We start from the raw sequence: 18,571 nt of genomic DNA on the forward strand, positions 1-18,571 counted from the left end.
GCCGGCTTCCGTTACAGCGTCTTTCCATCCGGCCCGAACAGATGGCAGCGCTCGGGATCAATATGGATGCTGACTGTTTCGCCAGCGCGAATGGCCTGCTGATCTTCCAGCGCGACCGTCAGCGCTTGACCGCCGTGGAGCGTGACGTAGAGGATCGTCTGGCCGCCGAGATGTTCGACCAGATCGACGCGGGCGTTGCCCAGCGCCAGGCCGCGGTCGCCGACGTTCAGATGTTCGGGGCGGGCGCCGAGGGTGGCGGGTTGTCCGGGCTGGAGACCGCCCAGCCGGCGCGGCAGGCGCACCGTCTGGCCGTTGAGGTCGATGACGGCAGAGCCATCGTCGGAGGCAACGATCTTGGCATCCAGGAAGTTCATCTTCGGCGAGCCGATGAAGCCGGCGACGAACTTGTTGCGCGGCTTGTTGTAGAGATCGAGGGGCGCGCCGACCTGTTCGATGTTACCGCCGTTCAGCACCACGATCTTGTCGGCCATGGTCATGGCTTCCGTCTGGTCGTGGGTGACGTAGATCATCGTATTGCCGAGCCGTTGATGCAGGCGGGCGATCTCGACGCGCATCTGCACGCGCAGTTCGGCGTCCAGATTGGAGAGCGGCTCGTCGAACAGGAAGATCTTCGGTTCACGCACGATGGCGCGGCCGATGGCGACGCGCTGGCGCTGGCCGCCGGAGAGCTGCTTCGGCTTGCGTTGCAGGAGCTGCTTGATCTGCAGGATCTCGGCCGCCTTTTCGACGCGCGGCTGGATCTCCTGCTTCTTCATGCCCGCCGTTTCCAGGCCGAAGGCGAGGTTTTTGTAGACCGACATGTGCGGATAAAGCGCATAGGACTGGAACACCATGGCGATGCCGCGTTTGGAGGCGGGGACATCGTTCATACGGCTGCCGTCGAGATAGAGCGCGCCGCCGGAAATCGGCTCCAGACCGGCGATCATCCGCAGCAGCGTGGACTTGCCACAACCGGATGGGCCGACGAAAACGGCGAATTCACCGGGTTCGATTTCCAGGTCGATGCCGTGGACGACCTCGAGCTCGCCATAGCGCTTGATAACCTTCTGCAGCGAGACGCTTGTCGCCATGGGCGCTTCCTCCTTGTTCGTCCTGATGGCTCGCACGGCCGTTGTCATGCCGGCCTCCAGCTCTTGTATTTCGTGCTTTCCGGGCCGACCGGAAAACGGACTTCGGTACGCGTTTCCGAGGATTCATAGAATGCCGTGACAAGCTCCAGCGCCTGACGGGCGTCGGCTGTCGTCACCGGCAGCGGTCCATCAGATACCAGCGCTTCATGGAACAGCTTCATCTGCGTGTTGAAGCGGATCGGGATCGGCGTCCAATCGGCGAGTAGCGCATCGATCTTCCCGGCGATCTCGTCATTGGCCGGAACGATCTTCCACGGGTCTTGGCCGGGGCTGTAGGGCTCGTGATTGCTCTCGATTAAGACGTTTTCGAAGGCGAGGCGCAGGCGGCTGATCTGCTCCTGCGAGCCGAGCGTCGCGCTGATCGTCGCCAGTGCGCCGTTCTCCATCAGCAGGCTGGCGCTGGCGCAATCTTCGACTTCGATATCGTTGACGCGGGTCGCGACGCGGCCAAAGAGGCCTGATATCGGCCCCATCAGATAGGTCAGCATGTCGTGTAGATGGATTGAATGCGTCATCAGCACGCCGCCGAGTTCCGTTGCCCATTTGCCGCGCCAGGGAACGGCGTAATATTCCGCCGTGCGAACCCAGTGAGTTTCGGAGGTGGCGACATAGGGCTTGCCGGCGATGCCGGCATCGATGATGCGTTTGGCCTTCTGGATGCCGTCGCCATAGCGATATTGAAAGATCGGCATCAGCTTGCCCTTGGCCGTCTTTTCCGCCGCGATGAGCGCGTCCACGTCGGCGAGCGAGCCGACCAGCGGCTTCTCGCAGACCACATGCTTGCCGGCGGCAAGCGCCTGCATGATCAGTTCGAAATGCGAGCCGGGCGGCGTGCAGATATCGATGATGTCGATATCCGGCATGTTCAGGACTTCGGCGAAATCCTTGAGCCGCCGCGTGATGCCGAATTCGTCGCCAATGGTGTTCAGCCGCTCGTCATTGAGATCGCAGAGCACGGCGACTTCGAAGCGGTCCGGATGCGGCAGATAGCCTTCGACAATATGGGAGCGGCCGATGCCGAGACCGATGACCGCAACTTTCTTCACGTCGGACATGTGCAAATTACCTTTGTATGCTGTTAAGCGATGTCGCTTCGGCGAGAGCCTGCGCCTTCAGCGCCAGCTCCATGGCCTTGAAGCAATGGTCCTGTCCCATCGCGGTTTCGGTGCGGTCCCTGATGTCGGCGGCCAGTTGTCGGCCATAGGGCAGCTCGACGCCGCTGCAATCGATATGCTGCATGCCCTTGCGGTCGGTGAGGAAGAGATGATCGGTGCCGGGACGTCCGGCGACGTCGATATATTTGCGCAGCTCGATCGTGCCTTCCGTGCCGACGATAAAGAGGCGGCCGTCGCCCCAGGTGGAAAGCCCGTCCGGCGTGAACCAGTCGACGCGGACATAGCCGGTGACGTCAGGCGTGCGCAGGTGGAAATCGCCGTAGTCCTGCAGGCCGGGCGTATCGGGATTGGCGCGGTTCGAGACGGTTGCGGACAGCACCTCGGCTTCGAGTGAGTCCGCGAAAAACAGGAACTGCTCGCATTGATGCGAAGCGATGTCGGTGATGATGCCGCCGTAGCGCTCGCGGTCGAAGAACCAGTCCGGCCGGGTGGGCTTGCGCAGCCGGTGCGGGCCGAGTCCGGTCGTGTGGATAACCTTGCCGATGGCGCCGGCCTTGACCAGCTCGCCTGCCTTGACGGTCGATGCCGTCTCGAAATGCTCCGAATAAAGAATGGAGACGATGCGCTTGGTTTCGGCCTGTACCCTGCGCACGTCGGCGAGCTGATCCAGCGTCACCATGCCGGGCTTGTCGAGCATCACGTCCTTGCCATGACGCATGGCCTCGATGGCGAGGCCCGACCGCTCGTTGGAGATCGCCGCGCTGACGATCAGGCTGATCGAGCGATCTTCGAGGATCTCGCGCTTGTCGGCAACGCGCTTTGCCTGCGGGAAACGCCCGGCGAAGACGGAAGCGAGCTCGTCCTCGACAGAATGGAAGGCGACCAGCTCGGCGCCCGCCCTCAGCATGACGTTGACCTGGCCGTAAATGTGATCGTGGTTGAGGCCGATGGCGGCAAAGCGCAACGCGCTCATGCGACATTTCCTTTCGGTGCGTTTTTCTAATGCGGTCCCGAACCTTGGGCGTTCGGGACCATGCGATTCGTATCAGCGTTTGAGGCCGGCCGTGGCGATGCCGTCGATTAGCAGCCTCTGGAAGAACAGGAAGATCAGGAAGACGGGGATCAGCGAGATGCTCGACATGGCGAACAGGCTGCTCCAATCGGAGCTTCCGGTCGAGTCCACGAACGAGCGCAGGCCGAGCTGCACCGTGTAGGTGTTGATATCGGAGAGATAGATAAGCGGACCGAAGAAATCGTCCCAGGTCCAGATGAAGGAGAAGATGGCGGCGGTCGCAAGAACCGGCAACGACAACGGCAGCATGATGCGCCAATAGATGCGCCACGCACTGCAGCCGTCCATCATCGCCGCTTCGTCGAGCTCGCGGGGAATGCCGCGGAAGAACTGTACCATCAGGAAGATGAAGAAGGCGTCGACCGCCAGGAATTTCGGCACGACCAGCGGCAGCATGGTTTTCACCCAGCCGAGCTTCAGGAACAGGATATATTGCGGGATTAGCGTCACGTGATAGGGCAGCATCAGCGTGCCGAGCATCAGCGCGAACCAGAAATTCTTGCCCCAGAAATTCAGCCGCGCGAAGGCATAGGCCGCCAGCGAGCAGGAGATAACATTGCCGATGACCGAAAGGACGGCGATGACGACGGAGTTCCACACGAACGAGCCGAAGGTGACCTGCCCGCCGAACCAGCCGCGGGCATAGGAGCTGAAGTCGAAGTGCGACGGGATCAGCGAGGCCGTACCGAATATCTCGTTCTGATCCTTGACCGAACCGGACAGCATCCAGAGCAGCGGGTAGAGCATCACGATCGACGCGCCGACCAGAGCGACATGGATGAGGACGGACAGGAACCACGGCCGCTCGCGCGGCGGGTTCAGATCGTCGGCAAAATGGGTGAGCTTCGCGTCAGTCATCGTAGTGGACCCAATAACGAGCGGAGAGGAAGGAGAAGGCGGTGAAGATCGCGATGATGATCACCAGGACCCAGGCAAGCGCCGAGGCATAGCCCATGCGGAAATAGCCGAAGGCCTCCTGGTAAAGGTAGAGCGTGTAGAACAACGTCGAATCGATCGGACCGCCGGTGCCGGACGAGATGACATAGGCGGGCGTGAAAGCCTTGAAGGCATCGATGGTCTGGACGACGGCGTTGAAGAAGATGACCGGCGTCAGCAGCGGCAGCGTGATCTTGAAGAAAATCCGTGCCTTCGACGCACCGTCGAGGCTAGCCGCTTCATAGAGATCGGTCGGGATCTGCCGGAGGCCGGCAAGAAAGATGATCATCGGCGATCCGAACTGCCAGATGGCGAGGATCACGAGCGTATAGAGCGAATAGTCAGGATTGGAGATCCAGCTCGGCCCGTTGATGCCGAAGGCGTACCAGAGCAGGGTGTTGACGATGCCATCTGCATCGAAGATCTGTCGCCACAGCACCGCGATCGCGACACTGGAGCCGAGCAGCGATGGCAGGTAGAAGATGGCGCGGTAGACCGGCAGGCCGCGGATGCCGCGGTTGAGCAGCAGCGCCACCAGTAGCGCGAAGGCAAGCTTCAGCGGCACAGAACAGACGACGTAGAACAGCGTCACCTTCATCGACGACAGGAACTTGTCGTCTGCCGTCGCGATCCGCACGTAATTGTCCAGCCCGACCATGTTCGGCGCCTGGAGCAGATTATAGTCGGTGAAGGACAGATAGAGCGAGGCGATTGCCGGGCCGAGCGTCAGTCCAAAGAAGCCGATGAACCACGGCAAGAGGAAGAGATAGCCGGGGGCGTTGCGCGCGAATGCGCTCGGCGCCTTGTAGGAGGTTTCCACGCGCAATGGCGCGCGCCCGCCGACGGCCAAGCCGTCGGCAACGCTCTTGCTGTTTGTACCCACGGTATCAGCCTCGCGTAATGTTTGCTGCTGCCTGTTCAGTGAACTTTGCGCCAGCGTCCTTCGTGCTGGTTTTGCCGAAAGCCGCTTCCTCGGCGATCTTCTTCAGCAGGAATGCGTTCTCGCCGGCGCCGTTCGGCGGAGACGGCGGCAGTGGTCCGACATGCGGCGTCAATCGGCCGATATAATCGACCACCTGTTTGCTTGTCGCATCGAGATCCGGCGTCAGCAGGTCGCGGATCTTCGGCGAGGCGGGAACGCCGCGCTCGACACCGAGCGTCTTGGCGCCCTCCGGATCCTCCACTAGGTAATTGACGAAGGCGACGGCGGCATCCTTGTTGGGGGACGTTGCTGAAACCGACATCAGCATCGAGGGTTTCAGATATTGGCCGGGTTTGCTGCCGGCATCCATCGGGTAAGAGACGAGATCGATCTTTTCCTTGACCAGGCCCTGAATGGCCACGAACTGGTTGGAATGAGCGTAGCTGACGGCTGCCTTCTTGGTCACGAGCATGTCGGTTTCGAGGGTCTGCTGGTCCAGCGCCTGGACATCGGCCGGCGTGCAAGCACCGATCTTGCGCATATGGGCCCACAAATCGAACCATTCGGTGGCATCCTTGGCCTCGAAGGCCAATTTGCCGTCGGCCGTGTAGAGCGCCTTGCCGCGCTGGCGCAGCCAGCATTCGAAAGCAGGCTCCCCGCCGCTTGCATCCGCAGTGCCATAAAATCCGCGGCGCTTCTTGGCAGCCGTGACCTTGGCACAGGCATCACCGAGCTGCTCCCAAGTCATGCCGTCATGCGGCGGCTCCACGCCGGCTTCCACCCAGGCGGAGGTATTGACGACGACCATCGAGGAATTCACGCCGAGGCTCACGCCATAGATCTTGTTATCGACCTTGCCGGAATCGATGTTGGCAGGGCCGAAATCCTCGATCGCCAGGCTCTTGCCGAGATAGGGCGTCATGTCGAGCAGCGCGCCGCGGCGGGCATATTCGAAGATGTAGCGATAATCCATCTGAATGAGATCGGGCGCATTGCCGCCGCCAGTCTGCGTGGCCAGACGCGTCCAGTAGCTGTCCCAGCCGAAGGATTCGCCGGCGATGCTGACATCCGGGTTCTTGGCTTGATAGGCCTTTACTGCCGCAAATGTCCGGTCGCTTCGCTCCTTCGATCCCCACCAAAGAAGGCGCATTGCGGTTGCCGCATTGGCGCGTGAAAGTCCGATACCGCTGAAAGCCAGCGTGGCTGCCATGCCGGCAAGCAACTGCCGGCGATCGATCGTCAACGTCATCCTGGTCTCCTCCCCAGTTAACCGGTGATTTACGAACTGCTTGCGTGATATAACTATTTGGTTACAAGTTGGATAGAAACGCGACCGCTGTCAAGCGCCAATCGTGTCACAATCAAATGACCCGCGCTGAGGCTGGAGGCGTCCGTTGCGAAAGAGATAGATCGGGGAGGAGGAATGTCCATGGTGGCCAAAGCAACGCAAGGAACTGAAAAATCAGCGAAAGCGGGCGCTTACGGCAATGCGGAAACAAGGCCGAAAAAGGTGCCGCGCAATCCGCAGCGCACCCATGCCATGATCCTGGAAGCGGCGACGGAGGAATTCGCCGCACACGGTTTTGGCGGGGCCAGGGTGGATGCGATCGCAGCCAGGGCGCAGACCAACAAGCGCATGCTCTATCACTATTTCGGCGACAAGGAGGGACTCTATGTCGCCGTGCTGGAAGCGACCTATGCGACGATCCGCAATGCGGAGAAAAATCTCGACTTGGCGCGCCGTGATCCCGAGGAAGGCATGCGAGAACTCGCGCTCTTCACCTGGCATCACTTCCTCGAACATCCGGAATTCTTGAGCCTGCTCGTCACCGAAAACCTGCATGAAGCGCGCTATCTGAAACGCTCCGAGAAAATTTCAGCAATGCATTCGCACTTCATCGGCGAGCTCGCCGACGTGCTGCGACGAGGTGAAGCAGCCGGCATTTTCCGGGCAGGCATCGATCCGGTGTCGGTTTACCTCACCATTGCGGCGCTCGGCTTCTTCTACCTGTCCAATCGTCATACGCTGTCGACGATTTTCGCCCGAAAGCTGACCGCGCCGGCGGCGCTGAAAGCCTGGGGCGAGCATATCGTTTCGGTGACCTTGGCCTCCATCAGAGCTTAACGAGCGCCGCGATGGCGCTCCGGCGATCACGAGAAATTTTCAAAAGGCGATTGACAAATCCGGAGATATCGCGCGATCGTGTAACTATATAGTTACATTGACTAAGCAGCCAAACCTTTGCTTTTCCTGACTCTGGAGGGAGTCGGGTCGAATTTCAGGAGGGATCATGAAGCGCGTCGGTATCATCATGCACGGCGTTACGGGACGCATGGGTTTGAACCAGCATCTCATCCGCTCGATCGTGGCGCTTCGCGCCGAAGGCGGCGTGCTGCTGTCGAACGGCGAACGTATCATGCCCGATCCGGTCCTCGTCGGCCGCAATGCGGCGCGACTGGAGGAACTCGCCCGCAAATATGGCATCGAGCGCTGGACCACCGACCTCGACGGCGCGCTTGCCGATCCCAACGATGCGATCTTCTTCGACGCGGCGACAACCCAGATGCGCGCCGAGCTGATTTCGAAGGCGCTGGATGCCGGCAAGCACGTCTATTGCGAAAAGCCGATCTCCGACGACCTAGACACGGCGATAACGCTCGCCCGCAAGGCCAAGGCTTCGGGCCTGAAGAACGGCGTCGTGCAGGACAAGCTGTTTCTGCCGGGCCTTCGCAAGATCGCCATGCTGCGCGACAGCGGTTTTTTCGGCAAGATTCTCTCCGTGCGCGGCGAATTCGGCTATTGGGTGTTCGAAGGCGACTGGCAGACGGCGCAGCGGCCGTCGTGGAACTATCGCAAGAAGGACGGCGGCGGCATTATCCTCGATATGCTCTGCCACTGGCGCTATGTGCTCGACAATCTCTTCGGGCCGGTAAAGGCGATCAGTTGCCTCGGCGCCACCCATATTCCCGAACGCGTGGACGAGGCTGGCCGGCGCTATGTCGCCGATGCCGACGATGCGGCCTATGCCACCTTCGAGCTGGAGGGCGGCATCATCGCCCATATCAATTCCTCCTGGGCCGTGCGCGTCCGCCGCGATGACCTCGTGACGTTCCAGGTGGACGGCACGCACGGCTCGGCGGTGGCGGGGCTCACCCGTTGCTGGACCCAGCATCGGGTCAACACGCCGAAGCCGGTCTGGAACCCCGACCAGCCGCAGACGATCGACTTCTACGACACCTGGGACGAAGTGCCGGACAATCAGGTCTACGACAACGGCTTCAAGATCCAGTGGGAAATGTTCCTGCGCCATGTGCTCGAAGACGCGCCCTGGCGCTACACGCTGACGGAAGGCGCCAAGGGCGTGCAGCTCGCCTCTCTCGGTCTGAAGAGCTGGGAAGAGCGCCGCTGGCTGGACGTCGAGCCGCTGGAGATTTGAGGGATGATGGGTTCTTGGTCGTTGGAATGGTCAGGACAGTCCGTCGAGGCCGGATCCCTGTGCATGGCCCCTCACCCTAACCCTCTCCTCGCCAATGCGGGGAGAGGGGACGACGGAGCAAAGCAACCGCCCGCGTTTTTCGCGGAAGACTGCTTTTGGCAGGAAAGAGCCCCCTCGCCCCGCTTGCGGGGAGAGGGCTGGGGTGAGGGGCCAGGCAGGACGTTGCGGCATGCGCAGACCTGCCTGACAATCAGAGGAGCTGCCTGAAACCATGACAGAACCAATGAAAATCAGACTTGTCGAAGCCGAGACATTCGAGCGGCCGGTGACATTGCGGCTTCCTTTCCGCTTCGGCGCCGCGACGCTGCGGGAGGCGCGGCAGATTTTTTTGCGTGTCCGCATCGAAGATGCCCGCGGCGGCTCCGCGTGCGGCATGGCGGCCGAGCTGATGGTACCGAAATGGTTCGACAAATCGCCCGAGCTTTCCAATGCCGACAATGAAAACCAGCTTCGCCGTTCGCTGGCGCTGGCGCTCGACTCCCTGAAAGGTGCGGGATTGGGCACGGCTTTCGCGCTGCATGCCGCCGTCGAAGCGGCCCATCATGCGCGAGCCGGGGCCGAGAGCTTGAACGGCCTCGTCGCGTCCTTCGGCCTGGCGCTCGCCAACCGTGCGGTTCTCGACGCGCTCAGCCGGATGGAAGAGCTGACGGTCGCGCAGGCGATCCGAGCCAATCGGCCCGGCATCGATGCATCGACGGCGCCCGATCTCGCAGGTTTCGACCTGCCCGGTTTCCTGTCGGGCTTGGCGCCCGCCGAGAGCCTTGCGGCGCGTCATACGGTTGGCCTGGTCGACGCCATCCGGGCAGGCGATATCCCGGCTGCCGACCGTCTGAATGACGGCCTGCCGGAAAGTTTCGAAGAGGCGATCGACGCCTATGGCCTGACCTTTTTCAAGGTGAAGGTATCGGGCGTTTCGGACGCTGATATCGACCGTCTCTGCCAGATCGCTGCTGTCATTGACGCCAAGATGCCGGCCTATTCGGTGACGCTCGATGGCAATGAGCAATTTACCTCTGCCGAGGCGGTCGCCGATCTGCTGGCGCGCATTCAGGCTGAGCCGCGGCTGGCCCGTTTTGCGGCTTCGATCCTGTTTGTCGAGCAGCCGATCGCCAGGGCGCATGCCTTCGAAAAGCCGGTGGGAGCACTCGCGGCTTTCAAGCCGGTGGAAATCGATGAATCCGATGCCGACATCAACGCTTTCGTAACGGCCAGGCGGCTTGGCTATACCGGCATCTCCTCTAAATCCTGCAAGGGTTTTTATCGTTCGCTGCTGAACCGGGCGCGTGTCGCCAAGTGGAGCGCCGAAGACGGCGGCGCCTATTTCATGTCGGCGGAGGACCTGACGACCCAGGGCGGACTTGCCGTGCAGCAGGATCTGGCACTCGCCTCACTGATCGGCATGACCCATATCGAGCGCAACGGCCACCACTATGTCGACGGCATGGCCGGCGCGCCGGAGGCCGAGCAGGCGGCTTTCGCGCGGGCTCATTCCGATCTTTACGCCGTTCGCGACGGGCGGACGCGGTTGAAGATCGAGGGTGGAAGGATTGCCATTGGTTCGGTCACTGGCGCCATCGGCCTCGGTTCGTCCGTCGAGCCGGACTGGGGCGCGATGGAGACGTAAATTCCTTCTCCCCTTGGGGAGAAGGTGCCCGCTAGGGCGGATGAGGGGCTCGGTGCGGAGCGCCGATCGTATGAAGCGCACGCGAAAAGGCAGTCTTACGGTACAACGCCCCCTCACCCCGCGCGTTCCGCGCGACCTTCTCCCCACTGGGGAGAAGGTAAACAAAGGTCTGGAGGAGAAACATGTCGTTATCGAAGAAGCGCTATGCCCTGGTCGGCACGGGCAATCGCGGTGCCACCATGTGGGGCAAGGATCTGGTCGAGCGCTGGAGCAATGAGGTCGAGCTGGTCGCTGTCTGCGATCTCAACGCGATGCGGGCCAAGCGCGCCCTCGAATATATCGGCGTCTCCGTGCCCGTCTATACCGATTTCGATGAGCTGCTGCGGGTCGAAAAGCCGGACCTCGTCATCGTCTGCACCCGCGATTCCACCCATGACGAGCTGATCGTCAAAGCGCTGGAATCGGGCGCCAATGTCATCAGCGAAAAGCCAATGACGACGACGGTCGGCAAGATCAAGCGCATTCTCAATGCCGAGGCGCGCACTGGCAAGCGGGTCGACGTGTCCTTCAACTATCGCTTTGCCCCGACGGCGGCGAAGATCAAGGAACTCATCAACTCCGGCGTTATAGGTGATGTGACCTCGGTCGATTTTCATTGGTATCTCGATACCAGCCACGGTGCCGACTACTTCCGCCGCTGGCATGCCTTCGTCGAAAATTCGGGCAGCCTTTTCGTCCACAAGGCGACGCACCATTTCGACCTTCTGAACTGGTATCTGGATTCCGATCCGGAAACGGTGTCTGCCTTTGCCGATCTCAAGCATTACGGCCGCAAAGGCCCCTTCCGCGGCGAGCGCTGTCGCACCTGTCGCTATAAGGACGAATGTGATTATTATCTCGATATCAGCGCGACGCCGCTGCTCGAAAGCCTCTATGAAGACCCCTCGGCGGTCGACGGTTATGTCCGCGACGCCTGCGTCTTCCGCGAGGACATTGACATTCCCGACACGATGGTCGCCTCGATCCGTTATCGCAACGGCATCAACGTCTCCTATTCGCTGAACACCTACATGCCGATCGAAGGCCACCATATCGCTTTCAACGGTCACAAGGGCCGTATCGAGCTGCGGCAATACGAAAAGCAGCATTGGACGATGCCGCCGGCTGACGAGATCGTCGTCATGAAGAATTTCGGCGATGTCGAGCGCATCTGGGTGCCCTACTCCTCGGGCGGCCATTACGGCGGCGACGACCGGCTGCGCAATATGCTGCTGCGGTCCGGGCCGAATGACGAGCTGAGACAGCGCGCCGGTTCACGCGCCGGCGCGCTCTCGGTTCTCTGCGGCATCGCGGCACTGGAAAGCAGCCGGACCGGCAAGCAGGTATCGATCGCGGATATCTGGGGTCAGGATGAGGGGCTCAATCTGCTCGAGGCGCGGCCTTAGCCGCACCTCTCGAGCACCAGCTCAATTGCAATTGCGCAACTGCGAGGCATAGAGGGCCGACATGCTGGCGACCTTCTGTGCCGTTCGCTGCAGATCGGCATTGCCGCGCGAGGCTCCGCGCTCGTAGCCCTTCCAGCCGACATAGTAAGCCAGATAGAGATTATAGGGATCGTTCAATGCGATGCCGTTACGCTCATGACTTTGGGCGTGGTACCAGCCGATGAACTCGATCGCGTCGGAGAAGTCGGAGCGACGCGCACCCCAGCGGCCCGTGTCGCGCTGATAGTGCTCCCAGGCGCCGTCGAGGGCCTGGGAATAGCCGTAGGCGCTGGAAGGCCGCGTCCAGGGAATGAAGCCGAGCAGTTTCCGGCGCGGCGGCCGGGCATGCGGCTGGAAGCCGGATTCGGCATAGATCGTCGCCATCAGGATCGGCACCGGCACGCCGTATTCCCGCTCCGTACGTTCGGCGGCGCGCTGCCAGTTGTTGAACCAGCCGTCGCGCTGATCGAAGATCGCGCAGACATTGCGGGTGTGGGATGGAGCCGTGGCGCAGCTTGCCAGCACTCCGAGCAGCAGCACGACGGCAACGGATACGATACGGGTACGCATGTACTAGAACCTCTTCATTGCCGCGCCGCGCGTCTTGTGGACGCGCAAAGGACGCTGCAACAACCTTGTTGGCGCATGATCCTTTCCAAAAATTCGAAACCGGAATTTTTGGGGTCATGCGCAAAGAGATTGCTAGCCCATAATGATTAAAAACGGGTTTTCCGCTTGTGCCGAAATGGGGCGATTTGGTGATGATTCCGAGGCCTTACGCCATGCGCGCCAGGTCCTCGCGGCGGATCTCATAGAGCAACGGCTTGCCCTCGATGAAGCGGCCGACTTCGTCGACGGCCATCGCGCCGAGGCGGGTGCGTTCCAGCCCGACAGCGCCGGCGATATGCGGCGTCAGGAAGACGTTTGACAGATCGTAGAAAGCGGAGCTTACCTCCGGGATTTCCGGATCGGTGACGTCGATGATGGCATCGATGCGGCCGGTTTTCAGCGCCGCGAGCAGTGCGGCCTCGTCGACGAGCGCGCCGCGCGCCGTGTTGATGAAGGTCGCGCCGTCCTTCATCAATGACAGGCAGCGAGCATCGATCATGTGCCGTGTCGCCGGCAGCGAAGGGGCATGCAGCGAGACGATGTCGGCACGCGCCATCAGAGCGTCTAGCTCGGTCTTCACGGCGCCGAGGCGCCGTGCTTCCGCCTCATCGACCATCGGATCGTAAAGCAAAACCTCATAGTCGAACGGCGCCAGCAATTCGATCACACGACGGCCGATGCGCGACGCGCCGATGATGCCGACCGTTTGGCCGTAGTTGCCGATCGCTTCGCTCTGCATCGGCTGCGTGCGGCCGCGATGGCGGTCGGCGACGTAGACATCGCGAAAACGGAAGACATGCTTGCCGGCGAAGATGATGGCGGCGAGGGTGAATTCGGCGACCGGCAAAGCATTGGCCTGCGCCGCATGGCTCACCAAAATGCCCCTCGCGAACATGCTGTCCTCGATCAGACCCTTCACAGTGCCAGCCGCATGCGCGACCAGCTTCAGATGCGGCGCCTGCGCCAACACGGCGTCGTCGATATGCGGCGAGCCCCAGGAGGTGATCAATATCTCCGTTTCGCTTAGCAGCTTTCGCGCCCTTTCGTTGTCGAAGCGCTCCATCGGCGCAGCGTCCAATACGCGACCGATCCCGTCGAGCCGCTGGATCAGTTCGGACGTCAGGACGTGCTGCGTCCGAGCGGGCTGCATCGCAAAGGCAATGGTCGGGCGGCTTGCGGCAGATTGGGTCATGCCGGCCGTCCCGGCACGTCGATAGCGCTGACGGTGATGCCCTTTTCTGCGATCAGCGCGCGCAAGGCATCGAGGTCGGGTTTTGCCGGCGGCTTGGTCCAGGCGCCCGAGACGGCGGCGGGGTCGCGCTCGGCCAGGATCGCGGAAACGAGAATGGTTTCGCCGGATGGAATCCTCCCGCGCAGTTGCGGCACCAGCGTCTTTGCAACGATCAAATTGGTGTTGGGCGGCGCCTTCTGCGCCAGACCGTCACGCGGCACCGTCGAGCCGAGATCGAGAATGCCGCTGAAATCGGCCTCGCCGATAGCGTAGGCGGCGCCTTTTTGCGACGAAAGCGTATCGGCCTCGAAATCCCGCCGGGCAATGGCAAAACCGCCTTCGGCAGTCTGCAGCGGGCGCGGCGTGACGATCTTGTGCAGGCGGATATGCCAGGGCGCCGCAGGGATCAGCCAGGTTTCGACGGTGACATCGGGCCAGGGCGACCATTTGGCGTAAAGCGTATCGCCGGCGAGCTTCGCCTCTTCATTGGTCTCGCGCACACGATAATGCAGGCCATCATCGCTGAAGGCGAGCATGCTGTCGAAGGCGCCGCCCGCAAAGGCACGCTCGTCGCTTTCCACGCTGAAGCCGTAGCGGGCGGAATAGGCGAATTTGGCGTATTTCTCCGGCCCGGAGCGCATCTGCAGGTTTTCCTGACCGGAGGACAGCGCCACGACATCCGCTTTGCCATGCATCATCACCATGCCGGGATGTTTGAGCGGCACGATCGTCGGCTCGGTGACCGACGGCCTTTCCTCGGCGGTCCAGAAAGGATGCGTCTCGGGGAGCGCCAGCGGCAGGAAGGCCTTGAACGCCCAGTAAGGAGAGCCGGCGGAATTGTAGTTTTCCGACATCAGCAGGTTGGGATAGCCGTAGCCGATCGGCAGCGTGCCGTCGCGATTGGCGATCGGCTTATGGGCCCACCACCGCAGGTGCCGCAGACAGAGCCCCTTGATTTCGCCCCAGGGGAGCGCCTCGACATCGGCGAAGGCCAATGCCGACCAGAAGCCGGCGCAGGCGAAGCGATAGGTCAGGCTGCGGCCGAAGGGCACGGTGGCGCCGTCGGGCGCGAACCAATGGCGGAAATCCTTGGCAAACAGGACTGCGCGCTCGCGATAGCGCTTGGCGCGGTCGTCGTCGACGAGCCTGGAATAGATCAGCCCATAGAAGTGCATGGCGAAGGGAATGTAATGATCGATGCGCCGGACATTGCCGTCGCGATACCAGCCATCGGCAATATAGAGCCCGTCCAGTTCCCTGAGATAATCCTCCGTCAGGCTGCGGTCGAACTCGGCGCCGAGCCGATCGAGGGCGATATCCACGAGGACGCGGAAGAATTTCCAGTTGTTGTCGGCGTAATCGAAGGTGCGGGCATGCTTGAGATAGGCGATGAGATTGCCGCGGGCTCTGCCATCGAGCGGTTCCCAAATCTTTTCGGGCACCAAGGCCAGCGCAAAACCCAGAGCGGCGAGTTCGACCATGCGCTGGTCGCGGCCGTTGACGGTGCCCCAATATTCCGGATGGCTGGGATCGACGCCATTGGCGATCCCTTCGGCAAAGCGTCCCCAATGCGCAAAATCGCCGCCGCCAGCGCCGAATGGCGCAAGACCCCAGAGCGGGCGGGCGAAACCTTCGAGATCGGCGGCGGCACGGTCGAAATGCGCGCCTGCGGCATCGATCCGGACGCGGGCATTGCCCTTGGAGAAATAAGGCAGCAGCGGATAGAACAGGTCGATCAGCGCTCGGCGCATGTCGGTGCGGTTTTGCAGCGGATTGCCGGCGAGTGGGTTGGTGCTGGCGGGGTCGTAGATCATCGGTCTGGCTCTTTTTCGGTCGTTGCCGCTAAAGATACGGGCTCAGGTTTCGGGCGGGAGCGTGCCGCCGGGAACGGGGACGACGGCATGACAGACTTGGCGCGCGGGCGGGTCGCGATCACGAAAACGAGCGGTCATTAAACCGATGGCTTCGCGTCCGATGGCGGCGCGGTCGACGCGCATGGTGGCGAGGCGGGGATTGGTCATCAGCGCGCAGGGCAGGTCGTCGAAGCCGACGATCGCGAAATCATCCGGCACGCGCAGGCCGATCTCCATCACCGCTTCCAGCACGCCGACCGCGACGAAATCATTCATGCAGAAGGCGGCGGTAAAGCTGCTATTCTCGGCAAGGGCGGCGATGGTGACAGCATGAGCTTCCGTGCTGGCGCTGGCCCGGAATGTCAACGGCACGATGCGCCCCTCACCGCCCTCGACGGACGCAATCGCCGCCTCGAAGCCACGGATGCGCTCGCGAATGGTCTGGCGGCGCGAACCGGTCAGGTGCAGGATGCGGCGATGGCCGGCGTCGATCAGACGCCGCGTCGCCGCATAGGCACCGAAGAAATTCGAAGGCGAAACGCCATCGAAGCGCAGTTTTGGATCGGTACCGTTGACGAGCACGACCGGCGTGCCGCTGTCCTCCAGCCAGGTGCGCAGCTCATCGGAGGGATCGATGCCGACGAGGAAGAGACCCTCAGCACCGGCCGCCTGGAGATGCTCCCTGATATGGTCCGGCATTGCCCTCGCTTCGCGGACCAAGCGGATGTCGAAAGGCATGCCGCGTTCGGCCGCACCGGCGCGCATGCCCTCGACAATGCCCTCATAGAAGACGCTCAGGCCGCCCGTGGCGCTGTCGCTGGCGATCAGCGCCAGCGCGGCGGGGACGCTTTCCGTAGCCTGTTTCAGCGGATAGCCGAGATCGCTCGCCACCTTGAAAATCTGCTGGCGGATCGCCTCGCTGATTCCAGGCTCATTGGTCAATACCCGCGATACCGTCGAAACGGAGACGCCGGCCCTGATGGCAATATCGGCTTGCCTGACACGTTTGGATCGAACTTCGCTCATGCGGCAATAGTTTCGCAAATTATGCAAATTTGCAAGAAAAAGATTATCTCTTGCACTGAGCTGCTTAATTGCATATCCTCTTCGTGAATGTATCCGCACGAGGCGTCGGGAGGTCGCTGCGGATCACGCGCCCATGGGCATCGCAAGAGAAGGAGGAATCTCATGCGTATGAATCGCCGTTCATTCATGATTGGAACTGCCGGAGCTGCAGCCGGTCTCGCTTTCGGTACCGGTGGATCGCTGCCGGCTTTCGCCGACGCGACGCAACTGCGGGCGATGTGGTGGGGGTCGGCCGACCGCAGCAAGCGCACGGTCGCGGTCGCCGAACTGTTTCACAGCAAGAATCCCGATGTTTCCGTTGTCGGCGAAAGCATCAGCGGCGACGGCTACTGGGCCAAGCTCGGCACGACGATGGCCAGTCAGAACATTTCCGACGTCTTCCAGCTCGAGCCGAGCACGATATCGGACTATTCTAAGCGCGGCGCCTGCCTGCCCCTCGACCAGTTCGTGCCCTCGACGCTGAAGGTAGACAATTTCGGCAAGGATATGCTGAAGCTGACGACGGTCGACAACAAGCTTTATGGCATCGGCCTCGGTTTGAATTCGTTCGCTCTGTTCTATGATGACGACGCCTTCAAGAAAGCCGGCCTGACGCCACCCGGCCCGACCACGACCTGGGCCGAATATGCCGATCTGGCGGTGGAAATGACCAAGGCATCCGGCAAGCGCAGCTATTGGGGCGGGCCCTATGGCGCGCGCTACAACTATGTCTTGGACGCCTGGCTGCGTCAGCGCGGCAAGACCCTTTATACGGACGACGGCGGTCTCGGCTTCGGTGTCGACGATGCCAAGGAATGGTACACCTACTGGGAAGACGTGCGCCAGCGCGGCGGCGCGGTTTCCGCCGATGTGCAGACCCTCGACCAGAACACCATCGAAAGCAATTGCCTGGCGCTCGGCAAATCGGCGATGGGCATGGCCTACTCCAACCAGCTCATTGGCTATCAACTCGTGGTCAAGAGCAAGCTCGCCATCACCCTTCTGCCGCGCGAAAAGAAAGATGGTCCATCGGGCCACTACTACCGCCCGGCGCTGATCTGGAGCGTCGGCGCCACCACCAAGCAGGGCGAGGCGGCCGCGAAATTCATCGACTTCTTCGTCAACGATATCGACGCCGGCAAGATTCTCGGCGTCGAGCGCGGCGTGCCAATGTCACCGGCCGTGCGCGCCGCCATCCTGCCGACGCTTAATCCGGTCGAGCAGCAGACGGTGAAATATGTCGAACTGTTGAAGGATCAGGTGGGTACCTACCCGGCGCCGGCGCCGCTTGGTTCGGCCGAATTCGATCAGAACGTCATGCGCCCGGTCGCAGATCAGCTCGCTTTTGGCAAGATCACGGTTGCGGAAGCAGCCCAGAAGTTGGTGGAAGAAGGCGCGGCGAAGCTGAAGCGGAAGAGCTGATTGGATGAGGCATGACACCGGATCGCGAAAATCGTCGACGCGATCCGGTCTGACAGAGGCCGTGCCTCGAGACTGATGCGTTATTCGTTGATATCGGGTTCGACGAGTTTCGCCAGATTGCGCAGCGATTCCTGCCAGCCGAGATAGCAGGCTTCCGGCGGAATGACGTCAGGCACGCCCGCCTGCGTTATATTCACTTCCGTGCCAACCAGGACTTTTTTCAACGTCACGGTCACCGCCATTTCACCCGGCAGGTTTGGATCGTCGAACTTGTCCGTGTAGCGCACCAGCTCGCCGGGAACGAGCTCGACATATTCGCCGCCGAAGGAATGGCTTTTGCCGGTCGTGAAGTTGCGGAAAGACATTTTGAACGTGCCGCCGACTGCCCCTTCCAGATGATGCACGGTGCAGACGAAGCCGTTGGGCGGAAGCCATTTGGCGAGCGCGTCGGCCTCGATGAATGCGCGATAAACCTTCTCCGGGCTGGTTGCGAAAACGCGATGCAAACGAATGGTATTCGGCATGGTTGTGATCCTTCTGAATAGACGGAGTGGACGAGCCTAGGACGAACGATACCTCAGCAATCCGAC

General features: G+C 61.6%; 16 protein-coding genes. 5 read left to right on the forward strand and 11 right to left on the reverse strand.

Annotated elements, in window-relative coordinates; all coding sequences use genetic code 11:
• Positions 1–11: 11 nt before the first annotated feature.
• The 6 genes from QDY28_RS09430 to QDY28_RS09455 form a co-directional block, all read right to left on the reverse strand.
• Positions 12–1,091, reverse strand: a complete 1,080-nt coding sequence (locus QDY28_RS09430) for an ABC transporter ATP-binding protein (RefSeq protein ID WP_331381614.1) — start codon at positions 1,089–1,091, stop codon at positions 12–14.
• A 44-nt stretch (positions 1,092–1,135) separates the two neighbouring features.
• Complete coding sequence (locus QDY28_RS09435; RefSeq protein WP_331381428.1) at positions 1,136–2,206, reverse strand: Gfo/Idh/MocA family protein; 1,071 nt, start codon at positions 2,204–2,206, stop codon at positions 1,136–1,138.
• A gap of 7 nt (positions 2,207–2,213) precedes the next feature.
• Positions 2,214–3,239, reverse strand: a complete 1,026-nt coding sequence (locus tag QDY28_RS09440; RefSeq protein WP_331381429.1) for a Gfo/Idh/MocA family protein — start codon at positions 3,237–3,239, stop codon at positions 2,214–2,216.
• Between the two features lie 72 nt (positions 3,240–3,311).
• A complete protein-coding gene (locus QDY28_RS09445) occupies positions 3,312–4,196 on the reverse strand; it encodes a carbohydrate ABC transporter permease (RefSeq protein WP_442967496.1) in 885 nt (294 codons plus the stop codon).
• Positions 4,189–5,100 carry a carbohydrate ABC transporter permease gene (locus QDY28_RS09450; protein ID WP_283058884.1) on the reverse strand — a complete coding sequence of 304 codons (912 nt, stop codon included), beginning with the start codon at positions 5,098–5,100 and terminating at the stop codon, positions 4,189–4,191. The genes QDY28_RS09445 and QDY28_RS09450 overlap by 8 nt, the downstream gene beginning before the upstream one ends.
• A 61-nt stretch (positions 5,101–5,161) precedes the next feature.
• A complete protein-coding gene (locus QDY28_RS09455; RefSeq protein WP_283056362.1) occupies positions 5,162–6,445 on the reverse strand; it encodes an ABC transporter substrate-binding protein in 1,284 nt (427 codons plus the stop codon).
• A gap of 180 nt (positions 6,446–6,625) precedes the next feature.
• On the opposite strand from QDY28_RS09455, the gene QDY28_RS09460 reads away from it, so the two are divergent.
• The 4 genes from QDY28_RS09460 to QDY28_RS09475 all read left to right on the forward strand — a co-directional run bounded on the left by QDY28_RS09460 (position 6,626) and on the right by QDY28_RS09475 (position 11,762).
• Positions 6,626–7,321 (forward strand): TetR/AcrR family transcriptional regulator, encoded by a 696-nt coding sequence (locus QDY28_RS09460; RefSeq protein WP_331381430.1) that lies wholly within the window; start codon positions 6,626–6,628, stop codon positions 7,319–7,321.
• Between the two features lie 166 nt (positions 7,322–7,487).
• Positions 7,488–8,633 carry a Gfo/Idh/MocA family protein gene (locus tag QDY28_RS09465; RefSeq protein ID WP_331381431.1) on the forward strand — a complete coding sequence of 382 codons (1,146 nt, stop codon included), beginning with the start codon at positions 7,488–7,490 and terminating at the stop codon, positions 8,631–8,633.
• 271 nt (positions 8,634–8,904) lie between these two features.
• Positions 8,905–10,317, forward strand: a complete 1,413-nt coding sequence (locus tag QDY28_RS09470; protein WP_331381432.1) for a mandelate racemase — start codon at positions 8,905–8,907, stop codon at positions 10,315–10,317.
• A gap of 182 nt (positions 10,318–10,499) precedes the next feature.
• A complete protein-coding gene (locus tag QDY28_RS09475; RefSeq protein ID WP_331381433.1) occupies positions 10,500–11,762 on the forward strand; it encodes a Gfo/Idh/MocA family protein in 1,263 nt (420 codons plus the stop codon).
• A 21-nt stretch (positions 11,763–11,783) separates the two neighbouring features.
• Here QDY28_RS09475 and QDY28_RS09480 read toward each other — a convergent pair whose 3' ends face one another.
• The 4 genes from QDY28_RS09480 to QDY28_RS09495 form a co-directional block, all read right to left on the reverse strand.
• Positions 11,784–12,371 (reverse strand): transglycosylase SLT domain-containing protein, encoded by a 588-nt coding sequence (locus tag QDY28_RS09480; protein WP_331381434.1) that lies wholly within the window; start codon positions 12,369–12,371, stop codon positions 11,784–11,786.
• A gap of 205 nt (positions 12,372–12,576) precedes the next feature.
• Positions 12,577–13,602 (reverse strand): hydroxyacid dehydrogenase, encoded by a 1,026-nt coding sequence (locus tag QDY28_RS09485; protein WP_331381435.1) that lies wholly within the window; start codon positions 13,600–13,602, stop codon positions 12,577–12,579.
• Positions 13,599–15,455, reverse strand: a complete 1,857-nt coding sequence (locus QDY28_RS09490; RefSeq protein WP_331381436.1) for a DUF2264 domain-containing protein — start codon at positions 15,453–15,455, stop codon at positions 13,599–13,601. Before QDY28_RS09490 ends, QDY28_RS09485 begins: the two co-directional genes overlap by 4 nt.
• 42 nt (positions 15,456–15,497) lie before the next feature.
• Complete coding sequence (locus QDY28_RS09495) at positions 15,498–16,520, reverse strand: LacI family DNA-binding transcriptional regulator (RefSeq protein ID WP_331381437.1); 1,023 nt, start codon at positions 16,518–16,520, stop codon at positions 15,498–15,500.
• 162 nt (positions 16,521–16,682) lie between these two features.
• On the opposite strand from QDY28_RS09495, the gene QDY28_RS09500 reads away from it, so the two are divergent.
• Complete coding sequence (locus tag QDY28_RS09500; RefSeq protein ID WP_331381438.1) at positions 16,683–17,981, forward strand: ABC transporter substrate-binding protein; 1,299 nt, start codon at positions 16,683–16,685, stop codon at positions 17,979–17,981.
• An 80-nt stretch (positions 17,982–18,061) separates the two neighbouring features.
• Here QDY28_RS09500 and QDY28_RS09505 read toward each other — a convergent pair whose 3' ends face one another.
• On the reverse strand, positions 18,062–18,505 hold the full coding sequence (locus QDY28_RS09505) for an SRPBCC family protein (RefSeq protein ID WP_331381439.1): 444 nt from the start codon (positions 18,503–18,505) through the stop codon (positions 18,062–18,064).
• Between the last annotated feature and the right edge of the window lie 66 nt (positions 18,506–18,571).

This window comes from Rhizobium sp. BR 362, from assembly GCF_036528765.1.
In the GTDB taxonomy this organism is placed as follows: domain Bacteria; phylum Pseudomonadota; class Alphaproteobacteria; order Rhizobiales; family Rhizobiaceae; genus Rhizobium.